Below are 14,718 nucleotides of genomic sequence, written 5' to 3'. Positions count from 1 at the left end.
GCAAAATTTGCCGCGGGCTTTTTTGCCCCTTCTTGCGATTCCCCTGCACGGATTCGCGGCTCGAGTGCCACTAATAGAAGTAGCGGGAGAATACGGAATTCAGTGTCCTTACGCCCCGCCTCGAAAAACAACACGGATCGAATCCGCGTCTCACCTCATCCCTGTGGTTGCTCGGCTGCTCCCGCCTTTTCACGGTTAAACCATGATTCGCTTAACGCTCCGTACGCTGCTCGCCTACCTGGACGAGGTCTCGGACCTGACCGTCACGCAGCGCGAAGAGCTTCGGCAACAGATCGAGGCGAGTGATTTTGCCCGCGAGCTGGTGCAGCGTTTGCGGGATGCTTCGCACCGAGTGCGTTTGCCCGCGCCGAGTGTTCTGGGAACCGGCGCGGCAGACGATCCCAACACGGTAGCCGAGTATCTCGAAAATGCTTTACCGCCCGAAAGCGTGGCAGAATTCGAGCGGATCTGCTTGGAATCCGACACCATGTTGGCTGAGGTTTCTGCGTGCCATCACGTGCTCAAGCAGATGCTGGACGATCCTGCCAAGGTGAGCCCTGCGGACCGTGAGCGGATCGAGGATCGGGTCCGGCGGGCAATCGCTGCGGGTCCCGCCACCGCAGCCGGTGACGGCCGACTCCGCATCGAGCCGGCGCACCCCGAGACAGCGACCGCGGTTGCCAACGGCACGCTTGCGCCGGCCGGCGTGGTTCGAGAGCAGCCTCCCGCTGAGGTGCCCGATTATCTGCGACCGAGTTGGGGAGATCGCTTGCCATTGATCGTCGGCGCGGTGGCGGCAACGGTTCTCGGCGGACTGGCGGTCGTGTTTCTCACGCCAGCGCCGGAGATCGCCAAGCAAGAAGGCCTCTCGCAGCCGGGCATCGTTGATGTGCCGACGCCCCCTCAGCCTGCTGGCAACGACGATTCATCGGACCCCGGCGAGGGAGAAGCCAATCTCTCCGGCACACAAGAACAGACCGACATCGACAATGCGACGGCGATAACGGCTCCCGAGCCGGCCCCGAAAGAACAACCACCGCAGGTCGACGAAGCGGAAGACACGCCGTCGGCCTCCGACGTGCCCGACCCGATCTCGCAGCCCGAGACCAACCCGCAACCGGAGAACCCTCCGCAGTCGGAGCCTACACCGGGCCCGATCGTGCCACCCGTCGAGCTGGGCCAACCCAAGCCCGTGACGGACATCGCTCCCGTAGAACGCGACCCCGTGGAACGCGACCCCGTCGCTCGTGCCGAAAGCAGCAACAAGCCCGAACCGCTCAAGAAAATTGGCGACTTTCTGGGCCCCGAGACGAGTGTTGCGGTTGTGCGGGACAAAAATGGCAGCTGGCTACGATTGACGGCTGATGCCGCGCTGGTGCCCGGCTCGGTGGTGGAGTGCTTGCCTTCGTATCGAGCGCGTTTCAAGCTTGCCAACGGGGTGATGCTGAAGCTTATCGATGACACGCGTGTCGCTTTTGATCAGGGCCGCGAGGACGCGAGACTCCCACGCGTAGGCGTCGAGTACGGCCGACTGGTTTTTGACGGCAACGGCGAGAAGTCCGCCGTCGTCGAATTAGACGTGGCGGGGATTATCGGTCGGGTCGAGCTTGCGCCGAACGCGCGGCTTGCTGTGGAAGTGTTACGACCTTACACACCGGGCTTCGATGTGCTGGCGGCTTCTCCGACGGCGAGCATCAGCGCGTGGGCTCCACAGAGCGGCGTGGTTTGGACGACCCCGCTGACCACCGTGCGGGCCGATCGTCCCCGATCGTGGAAATTCACCGCTTCGGGTGACTTGGATCAGCTGACTGACGCGAGCACCGATCCGGGCTGGATCGAGCCGGTCGGGCAATCGATCTCGGTGGAACGCGCTTCGCGTGACCTGGAGTCACTGATGCCGCAGCAACGGCCCCTGCGCGTTGAACTGGCGCGGATCGCGATCAACGAAGACTACTTGCCAGAGGTGCGTCGGCTCGGAGCGGTCGCGGCTCTGAGCCTTGGCCAAGTCGATGAGATCGTAGCGATGCTCGACGAAGACAACTCAAACGAGGTCGTCATCGGCGAGATAGTTACCCATCTGCGTGACGCCGCGAGCCGTAGCCCTGAACTGGCTAGCGCCATTCGTCGCGCGCTGGTGGACAAACACGGCGAGCGGCGGGCCGACGATGTGGTGTCCTTGTTGCGTGGCTACAGCCCGCAGCAGGTCGGATTGACGCAGGACGAGCGCGAGGTGGGGGCCGTTGATCAGCTCCTCACCTGGCTCGAAGACGACACCAGCACGGCCCCGGCCGCGGTTCTGCGGCTAGCCGCACTCAACCTGCACGAGCTGATTGAGATCGATCAGAGCGATCGGCTGGATCCGTATCGAGAGACGTCCAAGAAGCTCCGAACCCGCGCTAAAAACCTGAAAAACCGACTCGGTAAAGGGCGTCTGAACTTCGTGGGAGATGACCCCGATGCCCCTTAGCCCGCGTCCTTCCTTGGGGCGGGCCACGACGAGGCGTGTTCCGTTCTTGCCGCAACCGCGTTATCTTGACCGGCTTACCCAGCAGGCGGGCGGAGGGAGTGAGTCGTCAGTGACTTTCCCCGATCAGATCCCCGTCGGCTCCGAAAAACCCTAGCTCGGAAAGCAACTCGACGGTGCAGACCAACCTGACGATGCGGCACGGCCACTTGTCTGAGGAGACGCAAGAGCGGATTCTCGCAAAGACCGAGAAGCTTCCCCGCCACTTCGAGCGGCTCAGCTCGATTGAGTTGATCGTTGATTTGCAGGACGCCAGTAAGCCGCAGGTCGAGCTTTTGGTATCGTCCGAGCACAAGCACGATTTTGTTTCTCACGTTCAATCTGACAATCTGCTGACGGCGGTCGAGCAGGTGGTTCACAAGATGGAGCAGCAGCTCCGCAAGTACAAAGAGCGGACTATCGAGAAGCACCGCGACCCCGAGGTCAAGCGGCTGCCAACCGAGCAGCCCGACGAGTGATCCTCGCTGTTGGCGAGGTTGCCAATCTTTCCCATCCACGCAGCCATTCCTTTCCCCTAAGCAAGTCGCGATGAAGTTTGCCGATTTCGTTTGTAAAAAAGCGATCTGCCCCAAGCTCGCGGCGACCGATAAGCCCGCGGTGGTCCGTGAGCTCGTTCAGTCGCTCGTCGATGCCGGTGAGATCAAAGCGGAGACGTTCAACGACGTGGTAGCCGCGGTCCTGCAGCGCGAGGAGCTGGGCAGTACCGGCATCGGCCGCGGTGTGGCCGTTCCGCACACCAAGCACGCTTCGGTAGAGAAGTTGTGTGGTGCCGTCGGCGTCAGCCAAGGCGGCGTCGACTTTGCCAGCCTTGATGGCGATCCGGTGCACCTGTTGTTCTTGCTGGTTTCCCCTCCCGATCGCCCCGGCGACCACCTGCGGGCACTCGAGAACGTTTCGCGCCAGCTCCGCGACGACCAGTTCTGTCGGTTCCTGAAGCAGAGCTACGCGTCCGAGGACATCTGGGAATTGCTCGAAGAGTCGGACCGCAACCAGTACACGTCCTAAATCCGAACCCACAAACACCGATCGACCCCAGCGTTAGAAGGAGACCCCCCAGCGTGGCGACGCGTTGCGTGGAAGTGCGTCATGCCGAAGGCCTACACGCCCGCCCCGCGGAGCTAGTAGCCCGGACGGCGATGCGCTTCAGCAGCGAGGTAACCCTTGCCAATGGGACACTGTGCGTTGACGCCAAGAGCATCTTGAATGTGCTCACGCTGGGCGCTCAACAGGGGGTCGAGATCAAGATAGAAGCGGTTGGCGAAGACGCAGACCAAGCGGTCGCGACACTCGCCGAGTTGATCCAGAGCGATTTCGATGCGGAAGCCGGGCGCGTAGCGGTCGGTAACGCTTCGAGCAACCAAACGACCAGCGCTCCGTCGAGCGATCCGTCGGAGAAGGGCTAGGCCAACAGGGTCTGCGTGCCTTCTTCTGACGCGATCAACAGCAGAGCGTTGAGCGCAGACCGTTGAGGGCAGGGCGATGGGGCCAGCGCGCGCGTGCGTCATGGGCCACATCGACCGACCCCTAGCAAGCAAATGTCAATGCGCCGACTGGCACACGTCGAGCCTAGCCACCGGGCAGACTCGACGCCCCAAGCGACGCGTTGACGCCGATGAAACCGACAAGACATTCACCCCAAGAGTAGCGCCGGTTGAGCGCCGAAGCGGCCGATGCTTTCCCTTCCTTTTTTTGCTTGGTGTCGACAGGACGCCAGCTGGCAAAGCCAGGAACCGAGCCGCCGCCTAGAGCGCCCTGTGCTGCCGAAATCCGCCCCTCAGCATTTCGATAGGAGAGTCCCTAGGCCGTCCCAGTGACGGGTCAGCAACTCGACGGGCCCGACTTCGCCTCCGAGCTGCTTGTGAATTGGCTAAGCGTTCGGGGTTAAAAAACTCCATGCGATGCTTGGCCCGTTTGACGGCCTTCTCTTACTTTTCGATTGCTGAAGCGGAACGACACCATGCCGGTGCCCGAAAGGGCCAGATGCTCCGCCTCCAAGGTATCGCTGTCTCGCCCGGTGTGGCGATCGGCGAAGCGCTCGTTCTCGACAACGAGGGATTCCGCATCCCCCGTCGCTTTGTTTCGCGCGATGGGGTTGAGGTTGAGCTGGAGCGGTTGGCTCAGGCCATCCAGGACACGGTCGATGAGATCGAGGTCAATCGCCAGCGGATTGCTGAGCGGCTGGGCGACGACTACGGAGCGATCTTTTCCGCACATATCCAGATGGTGAATGACCCGCGGCTCCGCGAGGAGCTCGAGGCCTCCATCCGCGAGCGGCACTATTCAGCCGAGTACGCGGTCAGTCGCGTGCTGCGGCGTTACGCCAAGGTGTTTCAGTCGCTCGAAGGGCCGCACCTGGCCGAGCGGGCCAGCGATATTTTTGATATCGAGAAGCGTCTGCTGAAGCGTCTGCTCGGCGAACGCCGCGAGGAACTGGCCCACGTGACAAGTCCGGTGCTTGTGTTGGCCCGCTCGCTCACGCCGAGTGAGACCGCGAGCATGAAGCCCGAGTTTGTGCGTGGCTTTGTGACCGAGATCGGTGGTCCCGGCAGCCACACGGCAATCGTTGCCGAGGGGCTGGGGATTCCGGCGGTGGTGGGTGCCGGCTCGTTCCTGTCGGACGTGTCCGGTGGAGAAACCGTCATCATCGATGGCGACGAAGGCGTAGTGATCCTACGCCCCAACGAAGAGACCCTGGCCCGTTATCGGCACGAGGTCGACGAGCAGCTGAGCCTCATGGCAAGGCTCTCGACACTGAAAGATCTGCCGTGCGAGACGCGCGAAGGCTACCGCATTTCGTTGCTAGGTAACATCGAGTTTCCGAGCGAAGCGGCTTTGTGTCTCGATCGCGGTCTGGAAGGGGTCGGACTGTACCGGACCGAGTTCCTGTACCTGACACGGACCGATATACCCACCGAAGAAGAGCACTACGAGGCTTACCGCGAAGTGACCATCGCGATGGGCGGTCGGCCGGTGGTGATGCGGACGCTGGACCTGGGGGCCGACAAGCTCTCCATGATCCCTCAGCCAGAGGATGAGAACAATCCGTTCCTCGGCTTGCGGAGTATCCGCCTAGCGCTGAAGCACGTGGATCTGTTCCGCACGCAGCTGCGGGCCATCTTGCGCGCGAGCGTACACGGCGACGTGCGGATCATGTTCCCGCTGATCAGCAATGTGCTCGAACTTCGGCGGGCACGGATGGTTTTGGCCGACGCGATGGAAGATCTCGAAGAACGCGGCATCGCCTTCGATCGTGAGATCAAGGTCGGCATGATGGTCGAGGTTCCTTCGGCCGTTGTGATGATGGATCGGTTTGTTGAGGAGGTCGACTTCTTCAGCATCGGTACGAACGACCTCGTTCAGTATGCGTTGGCGGTTGATCGCAGCAACAAGGACGTCGCAGCGCTCTACACCAGCGCCGACCCGTCGGTGCTGCGGCTGGTAAAGATGGCAATCGATGCCGCCGACGCCGCGGACAAACCGATCAGCATGTGTGGCCAGATGAGCGGTGCGCCGCTCTATACGATGTTGCTGATTGGCCTTGGTCTGCGGACGCTGTCCGTTACCCCCGCAGCGGCGCTGGAAGTAAAGCGCGTGTGCCGCTCGACAACATTTGAACACTGTCAGTCCGTTGCGCAGCGTGCCCTCGAACTCGAGAGCGCACGCGACGTGAAGACCTACCTGCGGGAAGAGCTGCAGCGGCTCTTGCCCGACCAACCGATATGACTCCCCAAGCCGCCCCCAGCGCGCGGCTAACACCAATTTACGGACCTCCTCTCCAAGCCAACACAAGAACCAAGTCAACACAAGAACCAAGTCAACACAAGAACCAAGCCGCGACAAGAATCACCACAAGCCCCGATCGACCACGCATCCGACGCGCGAACCTAGCGCGGGCCTCTTTCTTCGGAAAGACGCCCGCCCGCACCGTCCTGCGTCGCTGACCGTTCGCTCGTTTCCGAGCCGGGGTTTTACCTCTCATAACGCGAGACAACTTTATGAAAACCGAGATGCTGATCAACGTGTCGCAGGCCGAAGAGTGCCGCATCGCGATCGTTGAAGACGGTGTGCTAGAGGAGCTCTACATCGAGCGTTCCAGTCAAGACAACTACGTCGGCAACATTTACAAAGGCCGGATCGTCAACATCGAGCCGAGCATCCAGGCCGCTTTCGTGGATTTCGGCGTGGGTCGCAACGGCTTCTTGCATATCAGCGATGTCGAAGCGCAGTACTTTCGCCAAGCGGGTTTCGATCCCGCGCGGCCGATTGAGTCGGATGGCACGCAGACACCGCTCGATGACGACAACCCCTCCGGCGCTTCCGAAGAAGCCTCTGGTGCGAGCAACTGGAGCGCCGGCTCGCCGCCGGGGATGTCCGAGGCATGCGACTTCGATGACGAGGATGAAGACGACGAAGATTTCGACGGAGAGGACGACGCCGAAGCGGACGATTCCTCTGACGATGACGACGCGATTAACGCCGTCGCGACCAAGCGGCGTAAACAACGCAAGATGCGCCCGGGCGTTCGTCCGCGTGTGAAGCCTCCGATCGAAGAGATCTTTCGCAAGGGAGACGAGGTCGTGGTGCAGGTCATCAAAGAGGGCATCGGCACAAAGGGTCCGACGCTCTCGACCTACATCAGCATTCCAGGCCGTTACCTGGTGCTCATGCCGGCGCTCGGACGGATTGGCGTATCGCGGAAGATCGAAGACGACGACGCGCGCAAGCGGTTGCGAGGCATCCTCCGCGAACTCGACCCGCCGAAGGGCTTGGGATTTATTGTCCGCACCGCCGGCACCGATCGCACGAAGCGCGACCTGTCACGCGACCTGGCGTATCTGCTGCGGCTATGGAAGATGATCGTCCGCAGGATGAAGAAGCAGGAAGGCCCGGGCGACCTGTACGAAGAAAGCGATATCGTCATCCGGACGATCCGCGACATCTTTTCGAGCGAGATCGATACGATCCACATCGATGAGCCCAAGGCTTACGAACGAGCCCGCGAGTTTCTGCAGGTGGTCATGCCGCGCTACGTCAATCGGCTACATCTGTACGAGGGAAAAGAGCCGCTGTTTAATAAGCACCGGCTCGATGAAGAGATTCAGCGAATCAACGAACGCAAGGTGCCGCTCAAGCGGGGCGGGTCGCTGGTGATCGATCAGACCGAGGCCCTGGTGGCGATCGACGTCAACAGCGGCAGCTTCCGCACGAGCGGCGGTGCGGAGGAGTCGGCGTATCAGCTCAATTTGATCGCCGCCAAAGAGATTGCGCGTCAGTTGCGTCTCCGCGACCTGGGCGGTGTGATCGTTAATGACTTCATCGACATGCGCAAGGAGAAGCATCGGCGCAACCTGGAGAAGACGCTCAAGGACGCTGTGCGTCGCGATCGCGCCCGTACCAAGATCTTGCGCACCAGTCCCTTTGGCTTGATCGAGATGACTCGGCAGCGGATCCGTCCGAGCCTCAAGCGGAGCGTGTACCGTGAGTGTCCCTCGTGCCAGGGGGCGGGCTTGGTGAAGTCCGCTGAGAGCATGGCCATCGAGGCACTCCGCAAGCTGCCCGAGGCGGCTTACCACGAGCGTGTCGCGACGATCACGGTGACGGTGGAAGAGCAGGTGGCGATCTACCTGAACAACCGCAAGCGGCGCGAGATTGCCAAGCTTGAAGAAGAGGCCGGTGTGGAGGTGATCGTGATCGGCAGCGAGTCGGCCACGCCCGAATTGCTGCGGATTTCGTACGCCGACGCGGCCGGAAACGAGCTGCGGCTGGGTGCTTAGAACAGCGACTGAAGGCCGAGCCCCGGCTCCAGAGCACCCCCCGCCGGCGGGGGGTTAATCTGCAAAAGCAGGGCCTCGACGACCCGCCCCGCGGACGCTACGATACGGGGCTCCCCGAGCGAAATTCGATTCGATTAAGGTTTCTGCGACATGTACGCAATCATCGTTGACGGCGGCCGTCAGTATAAAGTCGTCGAAGGCCAAGAACTGGCCCTCGATTACCGTGAAGCCAACCCCGGCGACACGCTCAAATTCGACCAGGTGCTGGCCATCGGGTCGGGTGCCGATCTGAAGTTTGGGGCCCCGACAGTCGCGGGCGCGAGCGTTTCGGCCGAGGTGCTTGGTCTGGCCCAAGGGCCCAAGATCGAGGTCGTCAAGCTGCGTCGCCGGAAGAACAGCCGTCGCCACACAGGCCACCGCAAGAAGTTCACCCGCGTGAAGATCGGCAAGATCGGCGGCTAGCTCAGGGCGGGCTGATTAGCCCACCTCAGCGAGGGGGGGCGAGGCTCGCCTTGTTGCTGCCAGCTTGGCGATTCGAGCCACCACTTTTCGAGCGGTGTGCGACTGCGACTGCGTTATGCAGTGGCCCGCTGCCCCGTGCTCGTTATCTCCCCGAGCCGTTAGTGCGGCTGGTTTCTGGGCCACTCGTTTACCGCTGGGCCATCACTACGCCCCACAGCGACTCCTTCCAAATGGCTTCGGCCGAGTGGAAGCCCGCTCCGTAGAGCCGAGCGATCTGTTCTTCGATCGTCTCGTGGCAGTCGTCACCGCTTGTGCGGGGGCCGCCGAAGTCTTCCAGGTTGCGTTCGTGCCAGCTCTTGATGGTCGCCCCGAACGAAGGGGGGATCGCTCCCAGCGCCAGAGCCGCGTTCATGTGCGCGCCCCAGGCCTCGAGATCGGCCCGATAGGCCGCGTCGGAGGGAGGGCGATACTCATCGCCGTTGATGAACACGCCGCCTGGTTCGAGCGCTGCCCGGCAGGCAGCGAAGACGGCGTTCTTCTCGCTGCTGTCCAGGTGGTGTAAGGCCGAGGTGCTGACAATCGCGTCGGGGGTCGGTGTGTCCGAGCGCCATTCGCCCTGCGCTGACTGCGGAACCGTTTGGAAGCGCCCAGCGAACCGCTCGAGCCGCTCTTCGGCCAGGGCCAAGAATGGCTCGGACGGATCGACGATCGTCACGCGCGCGGCGGGAAACTCCTCCAGGATCTGTTCGGCCAGTCGGCCCGAGCCCCCGCCCAGATCAACGACCTCACGCACGGTGCGCGGCAGAGCCGACAGCACCGCGGCTTGAACCACGTGATAATGCGGATGGATGTGCGGGGCGGCGGCGTCGTAGGCCGTCGCCGCGTCGGTCCGATTCCAGCGATAAGCGATTGCGGTCATACCCAACGGACCACTCCCGGTACAGCGAGGTTCGGTAGCGAATCCGGGCGAGGGCTCCGGCAAAACGGAGCTCGGGAACCCTGGGTATCGGGGTGTCTGCGCTGCGCCGTTTGCGTGGCTTACCCGAACTGCCGTGGAGCGAGGCAGAGTCTTCAAAAAAGCGCTCGGGGCGATCGGTGGTGGTAGGAACGGGTCGGATTTCCGTAAAGTGTTCGTGTGTAATACCTTGCGACCTTAACGGATCCTTCATCGTAGCGCTGATGGCTTGGCGGCAAATGCCACAACCTATTGTGTGCTAGCAAGTTAGGTCCTACCACGAATCGCGTTGACGCGGGACTGTGGGCGCGTATGATTTGCCGCTCGGACAGCCCAAGTGTTGTGGTTCGGTGGGCATCGACCACAATATATTGGGCCTAGCGCGACGTTTCGCTCCCGTTTTGCGGGAGAGTGGCCCGATAGGGCCAACATATGGTGGTAACTCGCGGCTGCGGCCGCTCCGCCCCAATGAGTGAGACGAGACGAAGAGAGCGAGTGCAGCCAACCGGCACGGCGTGCCGATGGAGACGCTGCTGGCTTGATGTACTTATGTACATTAGGCATACTGGACAAGGATGCCCGATCTTTTAAGCCCCCTACAGGAGGTAGCTATGGCGACCGTTGACGCTGGCTATGCGATGTCTCAGACCCCTGGTTCCGCTGCCGCCCCCGGCGCGGAGAAGCTTTTTCATGGTCGCCTGAAGGTGGACGCCACCTTCTGCCCGGAGCACGTCGCGGACCCGTTCGATACGGTCGATTGGGAGGTCCGGACCTCGCAGATCAAGGACGAGAACGGCGGGGTGCTCTTCGAGCAGACCAACTGCGAGGTGCCGACGTTCTGGACGCAGCTCGCGACCAATGTCATTTGCAGCAAGTACTTCTACGGCGAAGTCGGCACGCCCGAGCGTGAGTACAGCGTGCGCCAACTGGTGCATCGGGTCACGCGCACCATTGCCGACTGGGGCTTGCAAGACGGGTACTTCGCCTCGGTTGAAGACGGCGAGCGTTTCTACCGCGACCTGTCGTGGCTGTGCCTGCATCAGCACGGCGCGTTCAACTCGCCCGTGTGGTTCAACGTCGGCCTGTTCAACCAGTACGGCGTGACCGGCACCAAGTGCAACTGGCGCTGGGACCCGATGTCGCAGCAGGTGAACCAGCCTGAGAACCCGTACGAGTATCCCCAAGGCTCGGCGTGCTTCATCCAGAGCGTGGGTGACAACATGGAAGAGATCATGCGCCTCGCGACCAGCGAAGCGATGCTCTTCAAGTTTGGTTCGGGAACGGGGACCGACCTCTCAACGCTCCGCAGCAAGCGCGAGAAGCTCTCGGGCGGCGGCGTACCGAGCGGCCCGCTGTCGTTCATGCGGGTCTACGATCAGATCGCGGCGGTAGTGAAGTCAGGCGGCAAGACACGCCGGGCTGCCAAGATGCAGTCGATCAAGGTCTGGCACCCGGACGTAATGGAGTTCATCGAGTGCAAGTGGCGCGAAGAGCAGAAGGCCCAGACGCTGATCGCCAGCGGCAAGTACGAGTCGAACTTCAACGGCGAAGCGTACAGCTCGGTCATGTTCCAGAACGCCAACCTGTCGGTCCGTTTGACGGACGACTTCATGGCGGCCTATGAGAAGGATCAGGACTGGACGACCCGCTGGGTGACCGACAACACCATCCCCGGGCCGACCTACAAGGCGCGCGAGGTGATGAGCCGGATGGCCGACTGTGCGTGGCACTGTGGCGATCCGGGCGTGCAGTACGACACCACGATCAACCGCTGGCACACGTGCCCCAATAGCGGCCGGATCAACGCGTCGAACCCGTGCAGCGAGTACATGTTCCTCGACAACACGGCGTGCAACCTGGCGAGCATCAACCTGATGAAGTTCGTCCGCAAACAGGACGACGCGGCGGGTGTCGCGGGCACGTTCGATCATGAGCGTTACAGCGCGGCTTGCCGGCTGTACTTCATCGCGCAAGAGATCCTCGTCGATCACGCCAGCTACCCCACGGCGGACATCGCGGCCAACAGCCACCGCTTCCGCCCGCTGGGTCTGGGCTACTCGAACCTGGGCAGCGTGCTGATGACCAGCGGTCTGCCCTACGATTCGGAGGAAGGCCGCGGTGTGTGCGGGGCCATCACGGCGGTCATGCACGGCGTGGCGAACCTCACCAGTGCCGAGCTGGCCGAGGCGGTGGGTCCCTTTGACGGTTACGCCGAGAACGCCGAGCCGATGAACCGCGTGATGCAGATGCACCGCGATGCCGTCGCGGCGATCGACGAGCGTTGCCCGGCCGACCTGAGCCGTGCGGCCCAGCAGGTGTGGGACCGTGTTGTCGTGGCCGGCCAGGCGCACGGCTTCCGCAACGCCCAGGCGACCGTCCTGGCACCGACCGGCACGATCAGCTTCATGATGGACTGCGACACGACCGGCATCGAGCCGGACATCGCGCTCGTGAAGTACAAGCAGCTCGCCGGCGGCGGCATGCTGAAGATCGTCAACCAATCGGTGACGCAGGCGCTGGTGAAGCTCGGTTACAACGCGAGCGAGATCGAATCGATCCTCGCGCACATCGATCGCGAGGACACGATCGAAGGTGCCGCCGATCTGCGGCCCGAGCACCTGGGCGTGTTTGACTGTGCGTTCACGCCGGCCGGCGGCACGCGCAGCATCCCCTGGCGTGCCCATGTGACGATGATGGCCGCGGCGCAGCCGTTCCTTTCCGGAGCGATCAGCAAGACGGTCAACATGCCGCGCGATACCACTCCCGCCGAGATCGCGCAGGCGTACTACGACGGCTGGAAGCTCGGTCTGAAGGCGTTGGCCATCTATCGCGACGGCTCGAAGGACAGCCAGCCGCTCAACACCAAGCTGGACAGCAAGAAGGGCGAGGCCGAGGCGGTTGCCGCCAAACCCCGCCGCGAACGACTGCCCGACACCCGCGACTCGAAGACGCACAAGTTCAGCGTCGCCGGGCACGAGGGCTACATCACCGTGGGCCTGTACCCCGACGGCCGCCCGGGCGAGCTGTTCATCACCATGGCCAAAGAGGGGAGCACCATCGGCGGCCTGATGGACGCCTTCGGCACGAGCGTCTCGATGAGCCTCCAGTACGGCGTGCCGCTGGAGGACTATGTCCGCAAGTTCAGCCACATGCGGTTCGAGCCGCAGGGGCACACCAAGAACCCGGACATCCGGATCGCCAAGAGCCTGATCGACTACATCTTCCGCTGGCTGGGGATCACGTTCCTGCCGGGCTACAAGGAGGCGTCGCAAGGGCGGTCGCTCGACGCGGGAGCGTCGGCACCGACGGGGTCTGCCGCACCACCGGCCGATGAACCCGGCATGACCAAGCCCGCCGCCACGATGGCCGGCGGGCACGCGGTCGCGGGGCATGACGCCAACGGCTCCGCAACGCTGCCCCCCACCGTGTCGTCCAATGGCACGGCGCACGCCAACGGCACGGCTCGGCTGAACGGTTCAGCCGGTAGCCACGCCGCAGCGGCGGCAACCGATAACCTGCTCGAGCGGGCGGGTGCCGTGTTGGGCGAAGGCAATCGCAACAGTCAGTTCGCCGGCTTCCAGGCCGACGCACCGGCGTGTGACGGCTGCGGCGCGATCACGGTCCGCAACGGCAACTGCTACCTGTGCCACAACTGCGGCCAGAGCATGGGCTGCAGCTGAGCGAACGTTGTTCGACATCAACAGGGGGGCGATCACACCAGACGAGTTTCTGATAGGATCGTCGCCGACTTGAAATCTCAATCATGCTGCCGGTCGCAGGACGCTTAGGGCATCGAAGCCCGCCGGCAGCGTTTTACTTTCGCACGGCACCGCTCCCCCCCATGTCGGGGGGCGGTGCCGTTGTCTTGCGCAGCCGGTGCCTTGTTGAGCGGCAGAAACAGGCCCGAGCGGGGTCCGTTTTGTGAGAAACCCGTTTAGAATGGGTTAAAATCGCTGGTAATCCTTGCGGAAAGGGGGATTTTGAATAGGCTTTGAGGGTGCCGACCAGTTGGTGCCGACCGGGTTCTGGACCCGCCCGCGAAGGCCCTTCTGACTCGTGCGAAGCCTGTTTCCCCTCCGGACCGACGCAATCTTCCTCGCGTTGGTCTCCCTGCAACAGAGAACGTTCTCCCTTGATCCCCGCGACGGCGTGAGCGTCGTTGCCCCACCTTTGTTTTGAGAGCTAATGAAGATGCGTATCCTCAACCTTCTGAGCGCCGCTATGGTGCTCGTGGCCGCCTCGTCGGCCAATGCCGCTCTGATCGCCTACTGGGATCAGAACTCGAACAGCTTGCCCGCTGGCGGTTTCGGTTTCGAAACGACCGACTTCCCGCAGGCCGCCGACCAGGGTGCCGGCGCGCTGACCCTGATCGATTTTGACACCACCGCTGCGAGTGGTGCCTACACGACCATTCAGAGCTTTTCCGGTTCGACCGTCAACGCTCAACCGACGATCGCTTCGGGCGGCTCGCTCTCGCCCCAGGGGGGTAACGACCTGGGTGGCGGCGTGTACTCGAACAACGGCATGAGCATTGTGCTCGAGGTCAGCACCGTTGGTTACGAGGACATCCTCGTCTCGTGGGCTCAGCGTGGCACCTCGACCGGCTTTGCCAGCCGTGCCTTCTCGTACTCGACCGACGGCGTGACTTACTCGCTGTTCGATACGGATCTGGGTACGCTGGGCAGCAGCTTTGTCACCGAGTCGTACGACCTTTCGGCGATCGCCGCCGTAGAGGGTGCCTCGTCGGTGTTCTTCAAGATCACCCTGGACGGTGCCACCAGCGCGACCGGCAACAACCGCTTCGACAACATCACGGTCGAAGGCACCGTGATCCCCGAGCCGGGTTCGGCCTTGTTGGTTCTGCTCGGCACGACGTTCGCTTCGACGGTTGCGCTCCGCAGCCGCCTTGGCTGAGCTGATCGGCGTTAGCTGAAAAAAACGGAAGCCGCCGTGGAGCTTGTCTCCACGGCGGCTTCGCTATTTTTAGGGGATGTTTGCGTGAC

10 protein-coding genes are annotated in these 14,718 nt (G+C 62.7%); 9 read left to right on the top strand and 1 reads right to left on the bottom strand.

Features of this window, described 5'->3' with window-relative positions:
* Nucleotides 1-202: 202 nt before the first annotated feature.
* The 7 genes from Pla111_RS07950 to rplU all read left to right on the top strand — a co-directional run bounded on the left by Pla111_RS07950 (nucleotide 203) and on the right by rplU (nucleotide 8,760).
* Nucleotides 203-2,467 (top strand): hypothetical protein, encoded by a 2,265-nt coding sequence (locus tag Pla111_RS07950; protein ID WP_146573128.1) that lies wholly within the window; start codon nucleotides 203-205, stop codon nucleotides 2,465-2,467.
* A gap of 173 nt (nucleotides 2,468-2,640) precedes the next feature.
* Nucleotides 2,641-2,982: a ribosome hibernation-promoting factor, HPF/YfiA family gene (gene hpf, locus Pla111_RS07945; RefSeq protein WP_146573126.1), complete on the top strand. Its 342-nt coding sequence runs from the start codon at nucleotides 2,641-2,643 to the stop codon at nucleotides 2,980-2,982.
* A gap of 70 nt (nucleotides 2,983-3,052) precedes the next feature.
* Nucleotides 3,053-3,529, top strand: coding sequence for a PTS sugar transporter subunit IIA (locus Pla111_RS07940; protein ID WP_146573124.1), 477 nt, complete (start codon nucleotides 3,053-3,055; stop codon nucleotides 3,527-3,529).
* A 53-nt stretch (nucleotides 3,530-3,582) separates the two neighbouring features.
* Nucleotides 3,583-3,927: an HPr family phosphocarrier protein gene (locus Pla111_RS07935; protein WP_197524860.1), complete on the top strand. Its 345-nt coding sequence runs from the start codon at nucleotides 3,583-3,585 to the stop codon at nucleotides 3,925-3,927.
* Between the two features lie 577 nt (nucleotides 3,928-4,504).
* A complete protein-coding gene (gene ptsP, locus Pla111_RS07930; protein WP_146573120.1) occupies nucleotides 4,505-6,247 on the top strand; it encodes a phosphoenolpyruvate--protein phosphotransferase in 1,743 nt (580 codons plus the stop codon).
* A 272-nt stretch (nucleotides 6,248-6,519) separates the two neighbouring features.
* Nucleotides 6,520-8,298, top strand: a complete 1,779-nt coding sequence (locus Pla111_RS07925; RefSeq protein WP_146573118.1) for an Rne/Rng family ribonuclease — start codon at nucleotides 6,520-6,522, stop codon at nucleotides 8,296-8,298.
* A gap of 150 nt (nucleotides 8,299-8,448) precedes the next feature.
* The gene (gene rplU, locus Pla111_RS07920) at nucleotides 8,449-8,760 is read left to right on the top strand and encodes a 50S ribosomal protein L21 (RefSeq protein ID WP_146573116.1); all 312 of its coding nucleotides are present in this window, start codon (nucleotides 8,449-8,451) and stop codon (nucleotides 8,758-8,760) included.
* Between the two features lie 187 nt (nucleotides 8,761-8,947).
* On the opposite strand, the gene Pla111_RS07915 is transcribed toward rplU, so the two are convergent.
* Nucleotides 8,948-9,679, bottom strand: coding sequence for a class I SAM-dependent methyltransferase (locus Pla111_RS07915; protein ID WP_146573115.1), 732 nt, complete (start codon nucleotides 9,677-9,679; stop codon nucleotides 8,948-8,950).
* Between the two features lie 674 nt (nucleotides 9,680-10,353).
* On the opposite strand from Pla111_RS07915, the gene Pla111_RS07910 reads away from it, so the two are divergent.
* Together Pla111_RS07910 and Pla111_RS07905 are read left to right on the top strand one after the other, a co-directional pair.
* Complete coding sequence (locus Pla111_RS07910) at nucleotides 10,354-13,395, top strand: vitamin B12-dependent ribonucleotide reductase (RefSeq protein ID WP_231930910.1); 3,042 nt, start codon at nucleotides 10,354-10,356, stop codon at nucleotides 13,393-13,395.
* 511 nt (nucleotides 13,396-13,906) lie between these two features.
* A complete protein-coding gene (locus Pla111_RS07905; RefSeq protein WP_146573111.1) occupies nucleotides 13,907-14,629 on the top strand; it encodes a hypothetical protein in 723 nt (240 codons plus the stop codon).
* The last annotated feature ends 89 nt before the right edge of the window (nucleotides 14,630-14,718 follow it).

The sequence above is a fragment of the Botrimarina hoheduenensis genome, from assembly GCF_007859815.1.
Taxonomy (GTDB): Bacteria; Planctomycetota; Planctomycetia; order Pirellulales; family Lacipirellulaceae; genus Botrimarina; species Botrimarina hoheduenensis.
The sequence above is the reverse complement of the archived record's forward strand: the minus strand, read 5'-3'. Positions and strand labels throughout refer to the sequence as shown.